Consider the following 23114-nt stretch of genomic DNA (forward strand, 5'->3'; position numbering starts at 1 on the left):
ATAAAGATAAGCAAAGATAAGCGCGGTGGAGATAAAAAATGATGATTAGAGTATTGGTCGTTGACGATCATGATTTAGTCCGCATGGGTATCGTACGGATGTTGTCAGATAGCCCGGATATTGATGTGGTTGGTGAAGCTGCTGATGGTGAAACCGCGATTATCAAAACCAAACAATTAAAACCCGATTTGGTGTTACTTGATGTCAATATGCCTACCATTGGCGGGTTAGAAGTCACCAAGCGCTTGCTGCAAACCGATAAAAACACCAAGATTTTGGCGGTCAGCTCTCTAGTTCAGCAGCCCTACCCATCCATGCTCATCAAAGCAGGGGTGAGTGGCTATATCACCAAAGGGACACCGCTTGATGAGATGATTAAAGGCATCAAAAAAGTCCACCAAGGCGGGCGTTATTTTAGCGCCGATGTTGCCGAGCAGCTTGCTGATATTTTATTCACTGACAATTCAGAGTCGCCATTTGATGCGCTAAGTGAGCGAGAAATGCAGGTGGCGATGATGGTGGTCAATTGCAAAAGTCCACAGCAAATCGCCGATCAGTTGTTTGTGAGTGTCAAAACAGTCAATACCTACCGTTATCGTATTTTTGAAAAGCTTAATATCGACAGTGATGTCAAACTTACCCATTTGGCTATGCGTCACGGTTTGATTCAACCCTAAACCATGATTACCAATCCTGCGTTTTCATCGCTATTTGACAAGCCAAGTACCCACGATAAAACCAAAAAAATCGGTAACGTCTACAATGGTTACCGTATTATTATTGCTATCTTTTTTTCCTTTAGTTTTATGTTGGCACTAAAAAATGCCCAGCATGACTATTGGGTATTGATTAATCTTTTTCCTACCTTTTTCTATTTTTTCTTTAGTATTGCTTTATTTACTTTGTATTACTTTTATCCTAAAAATCCGCTGTTGATGGTCGGACTAACTGTTGATGCGCTAGTACTCACTACTTTGTTGTATTTTAGCGGTGGTAATGACTTACAAGTCATTTTGTTGTTTTTGGTGCAAGTCGCGGCGGCCTTTATGTTGGTGCGCTCCAACCAAGCTATTTTGCTCACTATTTTTGCCATCACGCTGGTTATTTATCAGCAGTTTTATCAAACCCTAAAAAGCGATGTGAACTACGCGCTAGTCAATAACGTGGCTTCAATGGCGATTAGCTTTATCGGGGTGGCTTATTTAAGTTATACGTTATCCAAACGGCTTAAACAAATTGAGCGGCTCTCTGAGCGCCAAGTCAATGAAGTCAATGCGCTAAATGCCATCAACAATAAAATCGTGCAAATCATTGACCAAGGGGTGGTGGTATTATCCCACGATTTAGAAATTTTTATCGCCAATGATACCGCACTCGAACAACTACATCTGCCCAAGGCCCTTGATAATTTTAATTTACTAGACATTTCCCCCCTATTAGCCGCGAGACTTGCACCCATCATCCAAGAGCCTGAAGAAACTTTAATAGTGCGGCTCGGTGCAGCGACTGCTAGCACACCTTTGGCCGTTGGCATTGAGCCCAATCACCAAAGCTTTAATGACTTGCGACTTCGTATCACCCAATTAAGACAGCAATATGCCATTATTTTTATTGAAGATTTACGTGATGAGTTTAGCCGCGCGCAGCAGTTAAAACTTGCATCACTAGGGCAATTATCCGCCAGTATTGCCCATGAGATTCGTAACCCGCTGGCAACCATTAGCCAAGCCAGTCAATTATTAATGGAGGAAGTTAATGAGGCTGACAGCGGCTTATCCGATGATAATATCCTGCTATATGAGATGATTTATCACCAAACCATTCGGGTCAATAAAATCATCGAAGATGTGCTGAAATTATCTCGTCAGCAGCGCCCTAATTTTGTTTATATTGAACCCAAAACTTGGCTAAACGATTTTATACAAGAAAATTTTAGCGGCCATGATATTTTTCTGCACTGCCATACTGATAAAGGCTTTATGTTTGATAACTATCAGCTAGCACAGATTTTGGTCAACCTCATCAATAACGGGCTGCGTTTTAGTAGCAAAACCGAGCCCCATGCTTTTGTCACCCTTCAAGTGTATGAATCTGGCAAATCTATCCATATCGATGTGATAGATACGGGTCACGGCGTTGCCAAAGAAAATATTCAGTATTTATTTAATCCGTTTTTTACCACCGATAGTCAGGGCACGGGTCTGGGGCTTTATTTGTCGCAGGCCTTCTGCCAGGCAAACTATGCCAATCTAGAATATGTACGAAGTGAGGGGCAAACTTGCTTTCGGATGATTTGTCAAACCAAAACTTTACCGTCCGTCTAAAATATCTTTGTAGCTAAAATTTTTAATTGAATTTTTTGGCTAAAGCATTCATATTACAGTAAGTTTATCGATATCAATTTAGCAAAATTGTCGGGAATTTGAGTGTATATGTGTTCACTTTTTTCCATTTTTTCAGTACAATATAGCGTCAATGATTAAAAAAATACATGTCGTATTTTGATCATCCTCAGGACATTTATCTCTATGGCACAACCTCAATCTTTTGAAAACGCGCCCATCAATTGGATCCCTGCGTTTGTCTTAATTAGCACGCCTTTGGCGGCTTTATTGATTGTACCTTATTACTTGTGGACACATAGCGTCAGTTGGCAAGTTTGGGCAATTTTCGCATTCTTTATGGCTTGGAATGGGTTAAGTATTACTGTCGGTTATCACCGTTTATGGTCACATCGTACTTACCAAGCGCATCCGATTGTCAAATGGTTCTTTCTGATTGGCGGCACGTTAGCTGTTCAGGGCTCAGTATTTGACTGGTGTGCAGGACACCGTTTGCACCACCGCCACGTCGATGATATCTATCAAGACCCCTACTCTGCCAAGCGTGGCTTTTGGTTCTCACACATCGGTTGGATGCTCAAAAACTACCCAAGCGGCAACTATGACTACAAAAATATCCCAGATTTAAAAGCTGATCCTGTGTTAGTGGCGCAAGATAAATATTATGCTCTGTGGATTTTATTGGCCAATATTGGCTTGCCAGCGCTGTTTGGTTGGATGGTGGGTGATGTTGCGGGTACCTTAGTACTTGCAGGACTACTGCGTTTGGTGTTAAGCCATCATTTTACTTTCTTTATCAACTCGCTTTGCCATATGTTTGGTACCCGTCCTTATACCGATACCAACACCGCGCGTGATAATCCGATTCTGGCGATTTTCACTTGGGGCGAAGGCTATCATAACTACCACCACTTTTTCCAATACGACTATCGCAATGGGGTAAAATGGTGGCAATATGATCCTAGTAAATGGATTATTTATGGCTTGTCAAAAATCGGTTTGACTTGGGATTTAAAACGTGTCCCAGACGTCACCATTCAGCATGCACAAACAGAAATGGCATTCAAACGTGCTGAGAAAAAAGTTGCGACTTTTTCAGGGAATTTAACCAGCGATTTCCAAGTGATAAAAGATCGTTTAAACAGTGAACAACAAGCCTTCAAACAAACGATTGCAGAATGGCAAGCGTTAAAAACGCAAGCCATTGAGATGAAAAAAAATGAGTTTGCCCAGCGTATTCATGAAGTCGATGATAAGCTAAAAGACCAGTTTAGTGGCATTGAGGATAAACTTCGCAATCATGCGCAGCAAATTGAAAATTTGGTTAATCATTTAAAAGGTAAGCATGTTTGATTAAAACATAAATATGTTTAAAGGTTGACTGTGTCAAAAAAGGTAGGATAAAGTCCTACCTTTATTTTTGTTGTTTTGTTGGGTATCGATTAGTCTTTTAACGGATAAGAGGGTGAAAATGGGTCTAACAATTCAATCAATCGGCGTTCATAGCACTGCCCGCGCCAAATAAAATGTACTTTTGCGTCGCTAAAGGGTTTATCATCAAACCACAAAAATACCCCTTCCATCATTTTTGGCCAGTCATCCCAGCTAATTTCACCCACGCCCATCATCACCGCTAAGAACGCTGATAACAGCGTATCATGACTAACCGCCAGTAATAAATGTCCGTGCTTTGGCTGGTGCTGAAATAAAAGCGCTAATAAATCCAAACCGCCTTTATGTGGCGCTTTAATCCCTGCCATGTCGCCCGCCAAAAAACGATTGATAAAATTGAGCGCACCAATTTGTTTGAATACCTTGCTCACTTCTTCATGGTCAACCACCAAACTACCTGGCTCTACCAACAGTGATTGGTGCGACACATTCCTTGAGATGCCGGCCCCTGCTTGCATTAAAATTGCGGTATCAATACAACGTTGTATCGGGCTACTGATGCTGTCTACATCCATCGAGTAATCTAAGTTGGCAGCCAACCAACGTCCCCAAGACTCCGCCAACACTCTGCCTTTTGATGTCAATGGTAATGCATAACTGGCAAAGCCATTTTTATCTGACATTTCGCGCAATGAATGACGGGTAAATAAGATTAATCGCTCATTTTTCGGCAGTAGCTTAACCGAGTCAATCATACTGGGCGGTAAATGAGCAGGCATGGTATTGATTGAGTTAGACATTTAAATACGCATTCCTTATATCTTTTTATCTTTGCACCATAAATTGATACTATAAATTGATGAGGTCAAAAATTTAAGCGATTAAATGGGATGTTACTGCGGCAAACGCGCCAATCATACCATGACTTCAATGACTTTATGCCAGTCAAAAACTATCCCGGTACTACTGATTTCATTAGGGTAGGCTCTGGGATTGACAATAACACGTGTATGACCTTGCTGATAATCAAACGCTTCATGGGTATGTCCATGCAGCCAAATATTAGGTGCAAAATCGCGCTGTAACCATTCGCTCAAATCAACCACAAATCCTGCATTACTGGGAAAATTGGCATATTTTGGCGCGATAGATAATGGGCTAATGCTGTGATGTGTCATGACCACGGTGGGCATAGCATCTTTTTCGCTTTGTTTTAAGGCATTCTGCAGCCATGCCCTCTGCCGCTGATGAATAGCTACGGTATCTTGGGGCGTTAACAGTCGGTTATCATAATAAATCTCGCGATAATCGCGCATAAACTGCTGAGCAATCTCCAACGTATTATCTTGTGGTTGATAGTGATAATCCGTCCAAAGCGTTGTACCAATAATTCTGACACCCATAAATTCAAAGCTCGTGCATTGTAAAAAATGCACTTGCGTATCTTTCGTCAATGCTTTTATCTGCTCATCGAGAGTAAGAATGTTATGACCAAAATACTCATGATTGCCCACAATCACAAAAATTGGTTTCTCAAGTCGCTTTGATTCGCCGATGAGCCATTCGATGCCCAAAAGCCCATTGGACGTGTCGCCCGCTACTAAAATAGCATCGGCGTTTGTGTAAGGGATTTTACCAATGGGCAAATCTCTTCTTGCATAGCTATCAATATGTAAATCACTTAACACTTGAAAACGTACTGGCATACATGACTCGAAATGGGTTATTTTAACGTATCCAAGATATAGTGCAGTTTGGCGGTGGGATCCGCTGCTGCCGTAATTGACCGCCCAATCACCAAATAATCAGATCCATTTGCTATGGCATCTTTGGGCGTGCAAATGCGGGTTTGGTCATTACTGGCATCTTCTGGCAGCCTGATACCTGGCGTGACTAACAGAAAATCCTTGCCGCAAAGCTGTTTAAGCATATTGGCTTCTTGCGCAGAGCAAACTACCCCATCAAGCCCTGACTGCTGCGTCAATAATGCTAGTCGCTTGACATGATTTTCTACTGAGTCGGTGATGCCCACTTCAGCCAAATCTTGCTGTGACATAGAGGTCAGCACCGTCACCGCAATCACTAAGGTTTGGTAGTGTTGCGCTGATAAACGCGCTTTCACCGTTTGCATGGCGGTACGCCCCGCACTGGCATGTACATTGACCATCCACACCCCCAAATCAGCCGCTGCTAAGACCGCCTGCGCGGTGGTGTTGGGGATATCATGAAATTTTAAATCCAAAAACACCTCAAAATCACGCTGATGTAAGGATGTCACTAAGCTATTACCATATTTGGTAAACAGCTCTTTACCAACTTTTAATCGGCACAAGGTAGGGTCTAACTTATCCGCCAAGCTTAATGCCTGACGGTCATCCATGTTATCCAATGCCACAATAATGGGTGACTTGATGGCTGATTTGATGAGTGATGTTGCTTGCGGTACTGCCACTTGATTCATAACAAACTGACTCTTTTTTTTAACATGATAGTATGGATTGCTTATCGTACGGGTGGTAAATTAGGGTTGGCTACGGTAGGTGCAATCGTTGCATTGCTAGTTTGCGCTAAATGCTGTTCATAATTATGCTGCGTTTGCATCAATTTTTCTTGGGTTTGCTTTAACTCTTTAGATAAGCGCTGATTTTCCAGTTTCATTTGTAACACACGAAATAAAATCACACCTATCAATAGCCCCGCAATGACCCCTAAAACAATGCTAATAATCAGCAGTAGCCCCAAACTCATTTGTGGTACTTGGCTAAACAGTAAATTTACTTCGACTTGGTTGTTATTCACCAATACCAGCATCAATGAATAACCAACGACCACGAACAACAAAATCGCTAACAGATAACGCATATTTTTCTCCTTGGTTATTTTAATTAATCTACATTTTTGAATGCCACTATTATTACAGATAATTCAAAAAAAAGAGTGGATTTTTTGTCCACTCTTTTTTGATCAATCATATATTAAACCATAGCGTAAGTTCAACAACGTTAAATGACTCAAAAACCGCAACTAACGATGATGATTGACTGCCTCTCGCAATGCTTTGCCAGGTTTAAAATGGGGTATCGCCGTTGCTTTCACGGTAACTTTCTCGCCTGTTTTAGGGTTGCGCGCCACACGTGGCTCACGATGATGCAAACTAAAACTACCAAAACCGCGTACTTCGACGCGTCCGTTTTGAGATAAAGTATCGACCATCAAATCAATGATTTGCTTGGTGGCTTCCTCAATGGTTTTTTCTGGTATATTCTCACATTCACTTGATAATCTAGTGATCAAGTCAGATTTGTTTAACACTTTTTCCATACTACCCCTAACACGCTAAACGTAACTGTCATAGTATAAATTACAGAATGATGGTTTTAAAAACTTCGTTACACTCCAATTTCATCCAGCAATCTATTAACAATTCTAATAATGAAAAATTACATTTCATTACTTTTCTTCGCATATTATAACAAAACCGCACTAAATTCGTCGTCTTTTTTTAGACTAAATATTCCATTTGATTACCTAAAAGGTGAAAATAAAAAAAAGCGACTAAATTAGTCGCTTTTTTTATCGCTAGCAAAACCGATTATTGGTTTTGTTGTTGCTCTTTGATTAAGTCACCAATGGTTTTTGGTTGTGTATCAGCTGCTGCATTTGAACTTAATGCTTTGATAGCATCACGTTGCTCTGCTTCGTCTTTTGCACGAACTGATAGATTGATACCGCGAGTTTTGCGGTCAACGCTGATAATTTTCGCTTCAACTTCATCACCGACATTCAGTACAGTGGTCGCATCGTCTACTTTATCTTGTTGGATTTCTGAAGCACGTAAATAGCCTTCTACATCGTCAGCTAGTTTTACTTTAGCGCCTTTGGCATCAACGTCAGTCACTACCCCTTTCACTACCGCACCACGATCATTTGATACTAGGTATTCGTTGAATGGGTCGCTGTTAAGTTGTTTGATACCTAAGCTGATACGGTTAGCTTCTGCATCTACAGACAAGATGACCGCTTCAACGGTATCACCTTTATTGTAGTTACGAATCGCTTCTTCACCACTTTCAGTCCAAGAAAGGTCTGATAAGTGAACTAGACCATCAATACCACCTTCTAGACCGATAAAAATACCGAAGTCAGTGATTGATTTGATAGTACCCGATACTTTGTCGCCTTTTTGGTGGTTCTTATCAAACTCTTCCCATGGGTTTGGCATGGTTTGTTTGATACCTAAGCTAATACGACGACGGTCTTCATCGATATCAAGGATTTGAACCATGATCTCGTCACCGATTTGTACCACTTTTGAAGGATGGATGTTTTTGTTGGTATGATCCATTTCAGAAACGTGTACCAAGCCTTCGATACCATCAGCGATTTCAGCAAAACAACCATAATCAGTAAGGTTAGTTACACGTGCTTTAACGTTAGTACCTTTTGGATAGTTGTTAAGAACGTCTTGCCATGGGTCAGTGCCTAGTTGTTTTAGACCTAAGCTAACACGGTTACGTTCACGGTCAAATTTTAATACTTTAACTTTTAATTCTTGACCCACTTCAACCACTTCTGATGGGTGCTTGATACGGCGCCATGCCATATCGGTGATGTGTAATAGACCATCGATACCACCTAGGTCTACGAATGCACCGTAATCAGTCAAGTTTTTCACTACGCCGACCACTTCTTGACCTTCTTCGAGGTTAGATAGTAGTGCCTCGCGCTCTGCTGAGTTTTCAGATTCCATCACAGCGCGGCGGCTAACAACGACGTTGTTGCGTTTTTGATCCAGTTTGATGACTTTAAATTCTAGCTCTTTGCCTTCTAAGTGCGCGGTGTCGCGTACTGGGCGAGTGTCCACCAATGAACCTGGTAAGAACGCACGTACTGAGCCGATATCAACCGTGAAACCACCTTTAACTTTACCAGAGATAAGACCGGTTACGATCTCATTGTTCTCATAAAGTTTTTCAAGTACGTTCCAAGTTTCAGCACGTTTTGCTTTTTCACGTGACAATAGGGTTTGACCCATACCATTGTCAACCGCATCTACAACGACTTGAACTTGGTCGCCAACTGCTACTTCAAGCTCGCCTTGTTCATTCAAAAATTCTGAACGCGCAACGATACCTTCTGATTTTAGACCCGTGTCTACGGTAATCCAGTCGCTATCAATCGCAACTACTTGACCAGAGATAACTGCACCGCGTTCTACGTCAAGTGCTTGGCTTGCTTCAAACAGTTCAGCAAATGATTCCATCATAAAATTTACCTTTGTATAGCCGTAGCCTGTCCAGCACAGTACGGTTCAATTAAGATTTTTTATAAACATAAGGCTGGTTTTAGTGCCTATAAAAAATCGATAAAACTTTTAAAAACAGTTAGTTAATTGTCAAACCACGCTCAACACACAGTTGCCAAACTTGGTTAAACACTTGCTCAGCATCGATCGCTGAGCTATCAATCACTATCGCATCATCGGCAGGCTTAGCCGGTGAGGCACTGCGTGTACTATCACGCTCATCACGGGCAATAATTTGTGCCAAAATTTCGTCAAAATCTGCCTGTTTGCCAGCGTTGGTTAACTGACTGACTCGGCGCTCGGCTCGTGCCTCAGAGGATGCGACCAGATAAACTTTCAGCGTTGCATCGGGAAAAACCACTGTGCCCATATCACGCCCGTCTGCAATCAAACCCTTTTTTGGGTTGCCTTGCGACGTTGCCATATTTTTTTGTAACTCTAATAGCGCTTGACGCACCTTCGGGAATACCGCGACTTTTGATGCAAAGTTACCCACTTCTTCGGTGCGAATCACTTCGCTCACATCGTTGGCATTCACGAGCACTGTCACATGCTCAGAACCCGCTTTTGCGGCTGCAAACTCAATTTTTAACGATTGGGTTAAATCAGCTAGCGCAGTTTCGTCAATGCTGTTCGTTAACAAACCCGCTTGGTGGGCTGCAAGCCCCACAATCCGATACAGCGCTCCTGAATCCAAAATTTGATAATCCAGCAGCTTTGCCAGTCTTGCCGTCAATGTACCTTTACCTGCACCACTTGAGCCATCAATGGTGATGACGGGCAGGCTCGCGGTTAGATCAAAAGACGGTTGGGTTAACAATTGTGACATGCCATTCTTAGGAACAAAGCAAAAATAGTCGTATATTTTACGCCTGAAAGCTATTTTATACAAGTAATTTGACACAAGGATTGACTACAGTGCGTATTATTTTTGCCAAGGAAAAAATAGGCAAAAAATACACAATGCATCGAACGTCAGAGGGATGATTAACAATTGACCTATAAAAGAAAAGCTAGCGACTTACCGGATTAAGCATAAGCTCACCTTTAGCAATCGCTGGCTTCTAACAATCACAGGCTAAAACTGCCAGAATTTCCAAAATTTATAGCGTAAAGGTGGGTTTATCTGAGCTGATATGACCCGCTAGAAGGCGGTCGACTTCGTTTTTGATACGTAACCCTGCTTCGTCTTTGCCAAGCTGTAACGCATAGCCTGCAGGGCGCTGTGCCTGTGCGCGATGGTTGACCCACACCACTTTGCCATGCAGCGGCATTCTCTCACTCGAATTTGGCAAAGTGATTGCCACAAAGGTTTGACTGCCTAGTTGTTGCTGCTGGTTAGTAGGAATAAATAACGCACCGTTTTCAATAAAAGGCAGATAGCTCGCATACAATTTTTCGATCGTATCATAGTTAATGGTGGTGATACCGCCACGAGATGGCATTGCCATAATCACTGTTCCTTTTACTAACGCATGGGGTTACTAACGCATGGTGAATGATAAGTAATATAGCTAATTGAATAGATTAGCAATCAAGCATGGTGCTAAAAATTTTATCATAGCATAACTTATCTTGGATATGTTGCTGTCTATCTTGCCAGATTTGATCGATAACCCGCTGCAACTGGCTAATTTGCCTTAATGTCGGTGGTGGCTGCAGCTTGCCAAAATCCAAGTCATTGGCGGACGCTGAGATACCGACGGCAAATTGCCCCAATGGTACTAACAAGGCTTGCGACAAGTATAAAAAGTCTGTCAATGTCAGTGTTTTTTGCCAATAGTTGCTGGCTTGTACAGGCGTACGTTGCCCGCTACGAACCGCTTGAAAGCTGTTTATCCAAGTCTGGCGGTGTTGATACCATTCGCTGTGTAACATTTGCAGTGCCAAAAAGGGCGCATAACCAGACAATTCACTCACTTGTTGTAGCGTTGCAGTATCGGTATTTGGCAATAACTGCTGCATCGCTTGCATTGACTGAACGGGGGTCACATGGCTTACCGAAAATGCCTGTAGCCGCGAGCGAATCGTTGGCAGTAGCTGCGAAGGACTATCGCTAATTAACAGCATCAACACATTTTCGGCAGGCTCTTCTAAGGTCTTAAGAAGCGCGTTACTGGCGGCTAGGGTCATCGCATCCGCTTGGTGAATAACCACGATTCTTAATCCGCCGCTCGACTGCGTGACAAAAGGCTGCAATTCCCGAATTTCGTCAATCTTGATGCTATAACCTGACTGATGGGTTGGGGCTTGCGCCACGAGGGCGTTGTTTGCTTTAGATTTAGGCGAGGCGTCACGCGCCACGGTGGGTGTTGGAATTTGATAAAGATCGGGGTGGGTATTGGCGATCAGCCATTGGCAACTTTGGCATTGCCCACAGGCAGTTGTAACACCTTGTGCATTGTCGCGTTGATTCTCACACAAAGCCCATGCGACAAACCGATACACAAAGGCACGTTTCCCCGTCCCTGCATTGCCTGCAAACAACATCGCGTGCGGCAAGGCATCTAGATGGGTGGTCAAATACTGCCAAGTTGGCTGTTGCCACGGCAGTAAATCCATAAACAGCCACTGCTGTATCACCTGCTGGCTGACAGGGTCTGGATAGTAATATTGGGTTACCTCATTGGGCGTTGATTCGGTATTGGGTTGTTTGGTGCTTTTTGATTGGGTGGTTATAGTCGATGGCATAGAAAAAAATCAGTCAACAGAGTAACCATAGTATAATCGCTGCGGCTAGATAATCAATTAGGATAATCAGTCAGGTTGTTTTCTCGAATACATAAATGCGGTAACGCGTCGCGTTATTTTATCCCTTACTGTCTTTAAACCTTGGCCCATAAGATTTTTGTTGCAAATAAATGATGGATTTTTTTTGATGAGTCGATTAAATTTTCATCTTAGGATATCTATTTTCGTATTTTTTCTTATAGTTGTGATTCACCCTATTTAAAAAAACGATTCAATTTTCTGTTTACTTCGAGGTTAGTTTGACGAATTTATCGCAACCTAATAATCAAGATACGTTACCCAATGCCCAACATCGTTATGATGCGGCGGATATGGCAGACCAATTAAAGGTGATGCCAACCTTAGAAGCGCGTTTAACTACTATTTTAAACGAAATTAATGCGCTGCGTGATTTTCCGCAAGTTGCGCTATTTAAACAACTGCTAGATACCTTGCGTAACCGTGCAAATGATGCTACGACCGCCAATGAACAGATGGCGCTATTTATTCGGCTACTACGCGGCAATCGTGTGTGGGCAGAAGGGTTTTGTGTGTTTATGCTTACCTTGATTAATCGTTATCGTCAGGTGTCGCTATACACGGATTTGGGTATCTTGTCAGATGCTGGCTTTACTTCGCAATTTTTTGATTTGGTCGGTGAAAAGCTATTACCCTCTGTACCCGATGACCGCGATTTGATTGCGCTATTTAATGCGTTTTTTGCCACACCAAAAACCCGCTACTGGGTGCGCTTAATCAATGAGCGTCGGTGGATTGAACTGATACTCATCCTTAAAGTACCTGCAGGCAAAGAAGCATTGGTGCAAGCGCTTGAAGCCAATGTGCTCAAAGCCATTACTATTTTAACTGCGCGTATCAACGGCATCGGGCTCAATGCCGATTTAATAAAGGCATTTCCCAATCCGATTGACAATCAAGATACTTTTATTGCGCTAAATCGCGAAGTCGCTGAATTTGTCAGTCAATACCAGCTCAGCATGCAGCCAGGGGATGAGCAAGCGATGCCACAGCCTGAGGTGGATAGCAGTCAAATTTTAGTGTTGACCGACCAAGCGCGTACTATGATGCAAAACATCCGTCGCCGTATACATCGAACCGGTATTACTGTGCGTACCACCAATATGTTGGTGCGCCTTGAGCAAAGCCTGCAGCGTCTTGAATTGTTGGTGTCACTGCTATCTGACAACGATCATATCAAGAAAAAAACCATCATAGAGCTCATTAACACGTTGTATGAAGATTCATACCACCGCAGTAGTTTTAGATATTTATTTGGCATCAATACCGCGCTCTTGTCGCGCCGTGTGACTGAGACTGCCAGTAAGGTCGGCGAGCATTATATCAGTACCGATAAAGCGGGCTATCGCCGTATGTATAAAAAAGCAGCATTGGGTGGTCTACTCATCGGCTGTATGGCGACCCTTAAAATCCTAGGGAAATCCTTACCGCTGGCACCCTTTGGCGTGGCTTTTTTAAACAGTATGATTTACGGTCTTGGCTTTGTGGCAATTCATATCATTGGCGGTACAGTGGCGACCAAACAGCCTGCCATGACGGCTGCCGCGATTGCTTCAACCATCTCAGAGGTAAAAGGACGCAAAGCGGCACGATTTACCAAATTGACAGAATTGGTCGTTGATATCATGCGCACCCAGTTTATTGCCATTATGGGTAATATTTCAATTGCAATGCCCATTGCGCTACTGATTTCATCCATGTGGCTGTATGGACTGGGTCGTCCGTTAACATCGGAAGCTAGCGCAGAGCACTTGCTGCATGATCTCAACCCGTTTACCTCGCTTGCTATCTTTCATGCCGCGATTGCTGGGGTGTATTTGTATATTTCAGGGTTGATTGCAGGCTATTATGATAATCTTGCGGTACACAACAAAATTGGTGAGCGTATCCGCAACCATCCTACCCTCAAACGGATAATGAGACCTGTGACGTTATTGCGTTTTAGCGATTTTATCGAGCGCAATCTGGGTGCGATTATGAGCAACTTTTTATTCGGCTGCTTTTTAGGTAGTACGGCGACCATCGGTTATATTTTTGGCTTACCGCTCGATATTCGCCACATTGCCTTTGCGTCTGCCAACTTTATTCACGGGATTTTTAACATTTATGCCAACACGGGCGAGTTTCCAGAAATCGGTATTATTTTGGTTAGCCTATTTGGAGTGATGGTCATCGGTATGATTAACTTGTTGGTGAGTTTTTCACTCGCCTTAATGACCGCCCTACGCGCCCGTAATGTAAAAGTCTTTGAGTGGAAATTCTTATTTGAATTGGTCACCTCGCATTTGATGACCCAACCCTCTGACTTTTTTATCCCACGTAAACAGCCGATGAACTATGCGCTCATCGATAGCGATGGTAATATTATCTATGATGATAAACCGATTGCAAACGATGGTAAAAATAGTAAAGGGCATAAAACCACCCTAACATCGCAGACAGAAGAACATCCGCATGCTACTACGCCCCATATCGACAATATCAGTCATACGGAAAAACTGACCGATGAAGAAATTGCAGAGAAAAAACAGGCAATTAAAGAAAAAGTGGTGCAAAAGGCGGTCGACAATATCACCCCAAATGACACGGCAAGCAAGCTACCCAAATAATTGATGAAACACTGAACACGATAGAAATATGATGACTTTTTCGCAAACTACAATGAATCAACCCGCGACCTCAATGAGTCCGACTCAATTGGCTCATCGGTTAAATGAGCTGTTAAAAATTAATGAATTCCAAGATTATTGTCCCAATGGTCTGCAAGTGGATGGTGGACAGCCGATACAGCACATCGTCACCGGTGTCACAGCCTCTGAGGCATTGATTGAACAAGCGATTGCGCACAACGCCCAAGCGATTTTGGTGCATCATGGCTATTTTTGGAAAGGTGAACCTGCGCCGTTAATTGGCATGAAAGGCAAGCGTATTCGTTTGTTGATGCAACATGGTATTTCCTTACTGGCTTATCATTTACCGTTAGACGCCCATCCCCAATTGGGCAATAACGCCCAATTAGCGCTAGCGCTAGGCTGGACTGATTTGTCACCGTTGTACCCTGACGAAAAACATCCGATTGGTAATATCGTGGATTTAGCAGCGCCGTTGTCGATTGCAGCTCTCACCAACAAACTATCGACTACCTTAACCCGTCCGCCCCTACATTTATCCGGGGGTAATCAAACAATTTCGCGCATTGGTCTGTGTACGGGTGGCGCACAGGATATGATTGAGCAAGCGGCACAAATGGGTTGTCAAGCCTATATCTCGGGTGAAGTATCAGAGCGAACGACTCACATAGCGCGTGAGCTGGGTATTGATTATTTTGCCTGTGGACATCATGCCACCGAGCGAGGTGGTGTGGTTGCATTGGGGAATTATGTCAAAGAAAATCTTGCTTTGACCGTTGATTTTGTCGATATCGATAATCCTGTGTAAAATCGGGCAATTTATTGACTAATTATTACCCGTTAATTGCATTTTAGCGGGTTTTTTACGCTTTTTATCATAAATTTGCCTTTCGTTACCGTCAACCAGATGACGCGTAACTTTAATTTCACTACAATACCCCCATTGTTTCATATAACTAACTGTAATGCCATGCAGTAAATATTGTTATTATTTATTTTATGCGTGCCATACGTTACCCTACGTTAAATTCTTTAGGTAAGTGCTTGGGCTTATTAAACAATTTTTAATTTGCCAGCACTTACAAAAATTTTAACCCTTTTTCGGGTTGTACTTGATTATTATTTATTTCGATAATTCTCTACAATGGATAGGGATTTATCACCGTCCTAGGTATAAGGGGAGCCAACCTGTTTGGCTCTTTTTTTAGCGTTAAGTTAATAACGACCTATTTTGGATGGAAGCTTTTTTGGTGAGATTTAGGATAGAGTTAGATAGTTGGATTAAGCCATATACTTATTTGGCTTGGCTGACTGGTGCTTAGTTAACGGGTACTAGGTTTAGCTGGTGCTTAGTTTGACGAGTACTTAGTTTAACGGTTGCTTAGTTTGACAGGTACTTGGCTTGACTATCGATTCGGTTCTTAGTTTCATAAAATGTTTTCATTTGGCATAGTTGTTTTTTATTAATTTAACGTATCTAACGTATGTGCACCGTGGAGTGACACATGCCGCTAAACTCATCATTTGAGCATTGTGATGATTTGGCTTTGACCTATCCTGCGTCGATTTCGATGTCGGTCAAAGCATTTTTAAGCCCTTTAACTTTATACCCGTTTCAACACCCTTTATTACGCTTTAGTAAATACGCGACCCAATTTAAACGCTTGCAATTCTTCCCGATTCAACTCAAACCTTGTTTGGGTGGGGTGATGTCGCCAAAAATTGCCAAGTCCCGTGTACCAGCGGTATCTAGCCATGTGCAAGATTTGGCGCAACTGGCTAATCCTTCCGCTAGTCTTATTGAGCGCTTTATCAAGCCGCTAAAATGGTTGAGTGCCAGTAAAAAGCTGGCAGCTGTGATGGGGATTGGTTTGCCCTTAGCTTATGTTGCCACCCAGGTGGGCATCACTGATAAAGTCGACAATGCTTATACCCTTGCCTCACCTACTAGCATGGTTGCGGCACCAAAAATGGCGACTTTTGATAGTATCCTATCTCAAAAGCAGCTGCGTATTGCCACTGTTAATGGTAATACCACTTATTTTGCTCAAGATGGTTTTGAGCACGGCTTTGGCTATGATGTCATGCGCCATTATGCCAAGCGATTGGATGTTACCATGAGCACACAAGTGTTTGCCACGGATGCGGACGCAATGGCGGCTGTCAAAACGGGCAAAGCCGATATCGCCTTGACCAATGGGTCAGATTATCAAAACGCGACTGCGTTATCATCGCTGAGTCTAAGCTGTGGCAAAGATTATTTATCACAGCAGGGTCTCAGCGAACATGTTGCTATACAGCTAAACCCCAATGATGTCAAACTCAACGACGATGTAAAAAACTTCCTTTGTGGCGGTCAATCGCTCACCCGTAACCAACATTTAGCCGCGTTTTATAGTCAAACACCATTGGCAGAGCCGTTTAATCAACAACATTTTGCCGATACCATGACACGCGTATTGCCCATCTATGAACCATCTTTTAAGCAGACCGCAAACAAATACCAGCTTGATTGGGAACTGCTTGTGGCAATGGGGTACCAAGAATCGCATCTAGATGCAGAAGCCATTTCGCCAACGGGTGTGCGCGGTATTATGATGCTCACCAATGCCACTGCCAATGCGATGGGCGTTGATAATCGGACTGACCCGACGCAGAGCATACAAGGCGGCGCTAAGTACCTCAGTCAGCTGCAACATGAATTTGCCCAAGTGCCAGCATCAGATCGGGTATGGTTTACCCTAGCGGCATACAATATGGGTCCACAAGCGATTAAAGATATTCAGCAGATTTTGCAAAAGCGCGGTATTGATGGCAATAATTGGGCAGCCGTGTATCAGTATTTGAAAGTTAATAGTCAAAGCAATAGCCGTTACGTGCAGTGCTTAGATTACGTCACCCATATCCGCAGTTATTTGGAAGCGTTAAAATTAGACAAAGTCAATCATCGTCAATTGACTTGATGCGTGTGGGTATAAAAACTAAACATTTTCAAAAAAGAATGGTTTAACACCATTCTTTTTTTTATGCTATCACTTTGTGGTTTTTAAAAATTACTGACTTATTGTTAACATTATTAACCTAAGGATAGCACGTGACCCAGCTCCAGAATCAGCCCCACACTCAGTCAAGCAATCAGCCTGTTTATGCCACCCAATACCGTATTTATTTAGAAGATAGCGATGCAGGCGGGATTGTGTATCACGCCAATCATTTAAAGCTGTTTGAGCGTTGTCGCCGTGATTGGTTACGTGAATTGGGGATGAGCAGTTATTTTTATCAAGCGCATTCAGCCGAGGCTGCAAGTCACGTTACTCACCATAGCGATAGTGGCAAAGCTGATATCCAATTTGTAGTGAACCAAGCCAACATCCGTTATGTGCGTCCGATTCTGCTTGATAGCGAAGTCACCGTTGTGATTGAGACGGCAGACTGCAAATCTGCGTCATTACAGCTTGAGCAGCGGATTTATGATAGCCACCAGCAGCTGTTAAGCCAAGCCGAGATAAGTATTGTATGCGTGGCTACTAGTAAAGATGAAAAAGGGCAAACCCAAGTTCGACCCACCCGTTTGCCCAAAGCGTTTGTGCAGCTGCTGCAGCTCGCTCGGTAACTCTAGGGTCATTTTGGTTTACAAAGGTTATTTTGCTTTACAAGTTTGACAGGTAACTTGCTCATCTTCTAGGCGGTATGCCATCATACTGCCGCCCCACACACACCCTGCATCCGTGGCTCTGGCATTTGCCAAATCGACTTTGGCTTTTAGCGCCGCCCAGTGACCAAATAAGATTTTACGTTCGCGCGGCACTTGCCATTCAAACCATGGACGAAACCCCTCTGGCATTTTATCATCCAAACTGGATTTAAAGCTAAACTCTAGCGTGCCGTCCATTTGACAAAGGCGCATACGGGTAAAATAATTGCAAATCGCCCGCATACGCGCGTAGCCTGTCAGCATATTTGACCAAGGAACAGCGGTATCGCTATACAGGTTTGGCAGCAGTCTATCGAGTTGCCATAAGCTACTTCGTAGCTGAGTTTGCAATTCTGACGCATGCATGGCTGCTTGGGTGATACTCCAGTTTGGCGGGATGCCTGCATGCACCATCACGGTTTTATCATTGGGATAGACAAGCAGCGGCTGGCGACGAAGCCAGTTGAGTAATTCATCACAATCTGGGGCGTCAAAAATCGCTTGTGTTCTATCCTTTTTTTTGATCTTTATGACACCACGCCATACCGCGATCAAGTTAATATCATGATTGCCCAACACCATTTCGGCAGCCCCGGCTTGGCAAAGACGTTTTACCAGACGCAGCGCGCTCAGCGAGTCTTCACCGCGTGCCACGATATCGCCGACAAACCATAATTTATCTTGCTGTTCATCAAACCCAATCTGCTTGAGCAGTGCCTGCAAATCGGCATAACAGCCTTGAATATCGCCAATGACAAATTGATGTCGAAAACCCATAACACCTCTTACATCTTCAAAGTAAAATTTTAAACAGCTATAAAAAAATTAACCATTTGCCGCGATGCTGTTTGCCGCTATACCATTAGCCGCGATGCCATTAGACAAGGTCACAAAATCTTGTACTGATAACGTTTCGGGACGCGCCAGTGGATTAAGTCCCCATGCCACAAGCTGGTGTTCTGTGACCGCAGGCAAAATCGGCGACTTTTTAAAAATCGCGCGCAGTGTTTTACGGCGATGATTAAATGCCTCACGCACCACAAGGGCAAACAGCTTTTCATCGTCAGCCACAATCGGTTTTTGTTGATAAGGTCTGAGCCGAAATACCGCACTCGTCACTTTGGGTGGGGGGTTAAATGCCCCATTTGGCACCGTCAGTAAATAATCGGCTTCACAATAATACTGCATCATGATGGATAAACGACCATATTCTCGGCTATCCACCTCTGCGGTGATGCGATCAACCACTTCTTTTTGTAGCATAAAATGCATGTCTTCAATGACATCGGCAAAACTTAATAAATGAAATAATAACGGCGTAGAAATATTGTATGGCAAGTTACCGACAATGCGCATTTTCTTGTCGGTGGTATGATTGGGGTTATCGCCAATGACTTGCTGGAATAGCGCATGGTAATCCACTTCCATGGCATTGGCTTTGACAATGGTTAAGCCCTCATTGCTATTGGCGCCAATACGAATGCGCAAGCTGTCTGCCAAATCGGTATCAAGCTCGACAACGGTCAAGCGATTGACTTCCTTGAGTAGCGGCTCAGTAATCGCGCCCATGCCTGGACCAATTTCAACCATCAAATCATCGCGACCTGCATGAATACTGTCAATAATTCTCCCAATAATCACCTGATCATGTAAGAAATTTTGCCCAAAACGTTTTCTAGGCTGATGCGATAAAAAAGCAGAGACCGTCACTCAAAACATTCCTATAAAAATGAAATAATTATCAATGTTGCGCAGTACACGATAACCTTCACCGTCATCAGACACAAATCACTATTAAACTGATAATTATAGCATAGCTTGACGCTCCATTATGACAATTTCATGACAACAATCTGCCCAATCGCTCAATTTGAATTTTTGTAGTTTATATCATGCTACAAATTTTTGATGGGTTAAATTTTTGATGGGTCAATTTTTTGATGCGTCAATCGCCTGTCGAATTCTGATGACTAAGTTGTTATAATGCAACAAATTTAACTAACCCTTTATTTAGTGAGCATTGTATGGGCTTTAATTGTGGTATCGTCGGACTGCCAAATGTTGGTAAATCAACCCTGTTTAACGCATTGACCAAAGCTGGAATTGCGGCAGAAAACTTCCCGTTTTGTACCAAAGATCCCAATACTGGGATTGTACCTGTACCCGACCCACGTCTCAAACAACTTGCCGATATCGTCAAGCCTGAGCGCGTTGTGCCCACCTCAATGGAATTTGTGGATATCGCAGGTCTAGTGGCAGGCGCCTCCAAAGGCGAAGGCATGGGTAACCAGTTCTTAGCCAATATCCGTGAAACCGATGCGATTGCCCATGTGGTGCGCTGCTTTGATGATGACAACGTGATTCACGTCGATGGACGCGTCAACCCATTATCCGATATCGAAACTATCAATACCGAACTTGCGCTAGCTGACCTTGAAGCAGTGAGCCGTGCGCTTATCAATGTCGGTAAAAAAGCCAAAGGCGGTGATAAAGACGCCAAAGCCATGCTGGATGTGTTTAACAAAATTGAGCCATTTTTAGCCGATGGTAAGCCTGCGCGCATGGCAAATCTGGACGAGGATGAGAAAAAAATCATCCGCAGTTATGGTTTAATCACCCTAAAACCGACCATGTATATTGCCAACGTGAGCGAGGATGGCTTTGACAACAATCCTTATCTTGACCAAGTACGGGAATTTGCGGCAAAAGATGATGCGTTGGTGGTCGCGCTATGCAACCAAATCGAATCTGAAATCGCCCAGCTGGATGACGATGAAAAACAAGAGTTTTTAGAAAGTATGGGTATGACTGAGGCAGGGCTTGACCGTGTGATTCGCGCAGGTTATGAGCTGCTTAATATGCAAACGTATTTTACCGCAGGGGTTAAAGAAGTACGCGCTTGGACGGTCAAAGTCGGTGCGACTGCCCCTGAAGCAGCAGGCGTGATTCATACCGACTTTGAGCGTGGTTTTATCCGTGCCGAAGTGATTGCGTTTGATGATTTTATTGAATATAACGGTGAAAAAGGCGCGGCAGCGGCGGGTAAATCTCGTCTTGAAGGTAAGACTTATATCGTGCAAGATGGCGATGTCATGCACTTTAGATTTAATGTTTAGTTCAAACATTTTTACTTGATAAATGGGTTATTATGATATAACCCATTTTTTTGGCTAAATTTTGATATGAAAAGGTTTCCAGAATTCGTCACTACATTTCTATCTTATTATTTGGCTCCGGCTGCTATCACAGCGCTTATGATGCTAACGGTTTTCTCCTTTGTTATAGAACTTTTTAATAATTTAACTAAAGACTTTTATTTTATTATTACTTCATTTTTATATTACCTATTGTTAATTGTACTTGCTTTGTTCTATTATCCCCATCGCAAAAGGCGAAATTATCGCATAATTACGATTACCACCGTTATTGTTATTCTATTACATAAATTTTTGATAGGAAATTTGATTTTAAGTATACTTCATTACTCAATTAGTAGCATTGTTTTAGCGAATGTAGTCGTAGGCTATTTACTTGATAAAGATAATCAAAAAAATGCGTTCATTAATTTAATAAAGGTTGGCAGTTTAATTTATGCTGGTGAAAGCATATGGAATAGTATCCTTTATTACCAGAATATTAATACCCATAAAACTATCTACGAATTTTTTTTAGATAAAGTTCATGATTTAGTCATATTACCATTCGCTTATTATATAAGCTATTTGCTAGCGATTTATGCGTTTTATCTTACTTACCCGCTAGTGATAAATATTCGTTTAAAAATTTCAGGTTTTGAAGTAATTTTTGATATACTAAAAATTTTATTAGCACCAATCGGTGTAATAGCTATTTTATTTGCGCTTATATTTGCTTAAATATAATAGTAGGTTTTGAAAAAATATTACTAAATATCAACCTATCATATTGCAACTTCTTGACACAATCCCTATAATATGCGTTCGTAATTTTGAGAGCCCTCGTTTCCCAGACACTCACTCTCAACTATTAACTCAAAAAGGTTTTTAAACATGAAAACTATCAGTGCTAAACCACATGAAGTGACACACGATTGGTACATCGTCGACGCTGAAGGTAAAACATTAGGTCGCTTGGCGAGCGAAATCGCATCACGCTTACGTGGCAAGCATAAGCCTTCTTACACCCCTCACGTTGACACAGGCGATTATATCGTTGTGATTAATGCTGAGAAAGTTGCTGTGACTGGTAAAAAAGCGCAAGACAAAAAATACTACCGTCACACCGGTTACCCAGGTGGTATCAGAGAGACTAACTTTACCAAACTTATCGCACACAAACCTGCTGACGTACTTAACAAAGCGGTTAAAGGTATGTTGCCAAAAGGCCCATTGGGCTATGCGATGATTAAAAAGTTAAAAGTTTACTCAGGTACTGAGCATCCTCATACTGCTCAACAACCTCAAGTATTAGATATCTAAGGAGTAACACATGGAACGCAATTACGGTACAGGTCGTCGTAAAACTTCAACAGCTCGTGTGTTCTTATCTGCGGGTACAGGTAACATCGTCGTCAATGGTAAGCCACTTGATCAATACTTTGGTCGTGAAACATCAGTAATGGTTGTTCGTCAACCTTTAGAATTACTGGATGCCGCTAGCAAATATGATATTTATGTGACTGTAAAAGGTGGCGGTATCAATGGTCAAGCGGGCGCGATTCGCCACGGTATTACCCGTGCATTGATCGAGTCAGACGAAACTTTAAAACCAGCGCTTAAAGAAGCGGGCTTTGTCACTCGTGACGCGCGTGAAGTTGAACGTAAAAAATTGGGCTTACGTAAAGCACGTAAACGTCCCCAATTCTCAAAACGTTAATATTTTTCGTGGTCGAAATTCTCGTATTGACCGCGTTTTTTGGCGTTTACAAAAAAGACTCTTGTTTACTGCAAGGGTCTTTTTTATTTACCTTAGGTAATTTATTTTATTGCAAAAATAGCATAAAA

Annotated in this window: 22 protein-coding genes; 11 read left to right on the forward strand and 11 right to left on the reverse strand. The window is 42.6% G+C overall.

Going from position 1 to position 23114, the window contains the following annotated elements:
• Nucleotides 1-41 precede the first annotated feature (41 nt).
• The 3 genes from RNZ41_RS07270 to RNZ41_RS07280 all read left to right on the forward strand — a co-directional run bounded on the left by RNZ41_RS07270 (nucleotide 42) and on the right by RNZ41_RS07280 (nucleotide 3695).
• Complete coding sequence (locus RNZ41_RS07270; protein ID WP_314027831.1) at nucleotides 42-677, forward strand: response regulator; 636 nt, start codon at nucleotides 42-44, stop codon at nucleotides 675-677.
• A 3-nt stretch (nucleotides 678-680) separates the two neighbouring features.
• Nucleotides 681-2324, forward strand: a complete 1644-nt coding sequence (locus tag RNZ41_RS07275; protein WP_314026964.1) for a sensor histidine kinase — start codon at nucleotides 681-683, stop codon at nucleotides 2322-2324.
• Between the two features lie 204 nt (nucleotides 2325-2528).
• On the forward strand, nucleotides 2529-3695 hold the full coding sequence (locus tag RNZ41_RS07280; protein WP_076774433.1) for an acyl-CoA desaturase: 1167 nt from the start codon (nucleotides 2529-2531) through the stop codon (nucleotides 3693-3695).
• Nucleotides 3696-3784: 89 nt separating this feature from the next.
• Here the strand turns inward: RNZ41_RS07280 and RNZ41_RS07285 are convergent, their stop codons facing one another.
• The 9 genes from RNZ41_RS07285 to RNZ41_RS07325 form a co-directional block, all read right to left on the reverse strand.
• On the reverse strand, nucleotides 3785-4534 hold the full coding sequence (locus RNZ41_RS07285) for a histidine phosphatase family protein (RefSeq protein WP_083710728.1): 750 nt from the start codon (nucleotides 4532-4534) through the stop codon (nucleotides 3785-3787).
• Nucleotides 4535-4648: 114 nt separating this feature from the next.
• Nucleotides 4649-5440: a metallophosphoesterase gene (locus tag RNZ41_RS07290; protein ID WP_076774435.1), complete on the reverse strand. Its 792-nt coding sequence runs from the start codon at nucleotides 5438-5440 to the stop codon at nucleotides 4649-4651.
• A 17-nt stretch (nucleotides 5441-5457) separates the two neighbouring features.
• A complete protein-coding gene (gene pyrF, locus RNZ41_RS07295) occupies nucleotides 5458-6159 on the reverse strand; it encodes an orotidine-5'-phosphate decarboxylase (protein ID WP_314027832.1) in 702 nt (233 codons plus the stop codon).
• 77 nt (nucleotides 6160-6236) lie between these two features.
• Nucleotides 6237-6596 (reverse strand): lipopolysaccharide assembly protein LapA domain-containing protein, encoded by a 360-nt coding sequence (locus RNZ41_RS07300; RefSeq protein ID WP_050324106.1) that lies wholly within the window; start codon nucleotides 6594-6596, stop codon nucleotides 6237-6239.
• Nucleotides 6597-6758: 162 nt separating this feature from the next.
• The gene (locus tag RNZ41_RS07305; RefSeq protein ID WP_007116365.1) at nucleotides 6759-7055 is read right to left on the reverse strand and encodes an integration host factor subunit beta; all 297 of its coding nucleotides are present in this window, start codon (nucleotides 7053-7055) and stop codon (nucleotides 6759-6761) included.
• Between the two features lie 271 nt (nucleotides 7056-7326).
• Nucleotides 7327-8997, reverse strand: a complete 1671-nt coding sequence (gene rpsA / locus RNZ41_RS07310; RefSeq protein ID WP_314027833.1) for a 30S ribosomal protein S1 — start codon at nucleotides 8995-8997, stop codon at nucleotides 7327-7329.
• A 121-nt stretch (nucleotides 8998-9118) separates the two neighbouring features.
• Nucleotides 9119-9868 (reverse strand): (d)CMP kinase, encoded by a 750-nt coding sequence (gene cmk / locus RNZ41_RS07315; RefSeq protein WP_314026965.1) that lies wholly within the window; start codon nucleotides 9866-9868, stop codon nucleotides 9119-9121.
• A gap of 274 nt (nucleotides 9869-10142) precedes the next feature.
• Entirely contained in the window at nucleotides 10143-10490 is a 348-nt protein-coding gene (locus tag RNZ41_RS07320) for a PilZ domain-containing protein (protein WP_007116499.1), read from the reverse strand.
• Nucleotides 10491-10566: 76 nt separating this feature from the next.
• Nucleotides 10567-11730, reverse strand: coding sequence for a DNA polymerase III subunit delta' (locus RNZ41_RS07325; RefSeq protein WP_314026966.1), 1164 nt, complete (start codon nucleotides 11728-11730; stop codon nucleotides 10567-10569).
• Between the two features lie 299 nt (nucleotides 11731-12029).
• On the opposite strand from RNZ41_RS07325, the gene RNZ41_RS07330 reads away from it, so the two are divergent.
• The 4 genes from RNZ41_RS07330 to RNZ41_RS07345 all read left to right on the forward strand — a co-directional run bounded on the left by RNZ41_RS07330 (nucleotide 12030) and on the right by RNZ41_RS07345 (nucleotide 18051).
• Nucleotides 12030-14417: a site-specific recombinase gene (locus tag RNZ41_RS07330; RefSeq protein ID WP_314026967.1), complete on the forward strand. Its 2388-nt coding sequence runs from the start codon at nucleotides 12030-12032 to the stop codon at nucleotides 14415-14417.
• A gap of 73 nt (nucleotides 14418-14490) precedes the next feature.
• On the forward strand, nucleotides 14491-15246 hold the full coding sequence (locus RNZ41_RS07335) for a Nif3-like dinuclear metal center hexameric protein (protein WP_314027834.1): 756 nt from the start codon (nucleotides 14491-14493) through the stop codon (nucleotides 15244-15246).
• Between the two features lie 697 nt (nucleotides 15247-15943).
• A complete protein-coding gene (locus RNZ41_RS07340) occupies nucleotides 15944-17401 on the forward strand; it encodes a transglycosylase SLT domain-containing protein (RefSeq protein ID WP_314026968.1) in 1458 nt (485 codons plus the stop codon).
• Nucleotides 17402-17532: 131 nt separating this feature from the next.
• Complete coding sequence (locus RNZ41_RS07345; protein ID WP_314026969.1) at nucleotides 17533-18051, forward strand: thioesterase family protein; 519 nt, start codon at nucleotides 17533-17535, stop codon at nucleotides 18049-18051.
• Between the two features lie 27 nt (nucleotides 18052-18078).
• Here RNZ41_RS07345 and RNZ41_RS07350 read toward each other — a convergent pair whose 3' ends face one another.
• Nucleotides 18079-18909, reverse strand: coding sequence for a symmetrical bis(5'-nucleosyl)-tetraphosphatase (locus RNZ41_RS07350; RefSeq protein ID WP_096488653.1), 831 nt, complete (start codon nucleotides 18907-18909; stop codon nucleotides 18079-18081).
• A 48-nt stretch (nucleotides 18910-18957) separates the two neighbouring features.
• Nucleotides 18958-19842, reverse strand: a complete 885-nt coding sequence (gene rsmA, locus RNZ41_RS07355; protein WP_076774447.1) for a 16S rRNA (adenine(1518)-N(6)/adenine(1519)-N(6))-dimethyltransferase RsmA — start codon at nucleotides 19840-19842, stop codon at nucleotides 18958-18960.
• 314 nt (nucleotides 19843-20156) lie between these two features.
• Between rsmA and ychF the strand changes: the two genes are divergently transcribed.
• From ychF to rpsI, 4 genes are all read left to right on the forward strand, one after another.
• Nucleotides 20157-21248, forward strand: coding sequence for a redox-regulated ATPase YchF (ychF, locus tag RNZ41_RS07360; RefSeq protein WP_007116508.1), 1092 nt, complete (start codon nucleotides 20157-20159; stop codon nucleotides 21246-21248).
• A gap of 111 nt (nucleotides 21249-21359) precedes the next feature.
• Nucleotides 21360-22007: a hypothetical protein gene (locus RNZ41_RS07365; protein WP_314026970.1), complete on the forward strand. Its 648-nt coding sequence runs from the start codon at nucleotides 21360-21362 to the stop codon at nucleotides 22005-22007.
• 153 nt (nucleotides 22008-22160) lie between these two features.
• Nucleotides 22161-22589 carry a 50S ribosomal protein L13 gene (rplM, locus tag RNZ41_RS07370; RefSeq protein WP_007116509.1) on the forward strand — a complete coding sequence of 143 codons (429 nt, stop codon included), beginning with the start codon at nucleotides 22161-22163 and terminating at the stop codon, nucleotides 22587-22589.
• A 10-nt stretch (nucleotides 22590-22599) separates the two neighbouring features.
• Nucleotides 22600-22986, forward strand: a complete 387-nt coding sequence (rpsI, locus tag RNZ41_RS07375; RefSeq protein ID WP_007116510.1) for a 30S ribosomal protein S9 — start codon at nucleotides 22600-22602, stop codon at nucleotides 22984-22986.
• Nucleotides 22987-23114 lie beyond the last annotated feature (128 nt).

The organism is Moraxella sp. DOX410, from assembly GCF_032248735.1.
In the GTDB taxonomy this organism is placed as follows: domain Bacteria; phylum Pseudomonadota; class Gammaproteobacteria; order Pseudomonadales; family Moraxellaceae; genus Faucicola; species Faucicola tetraodonis.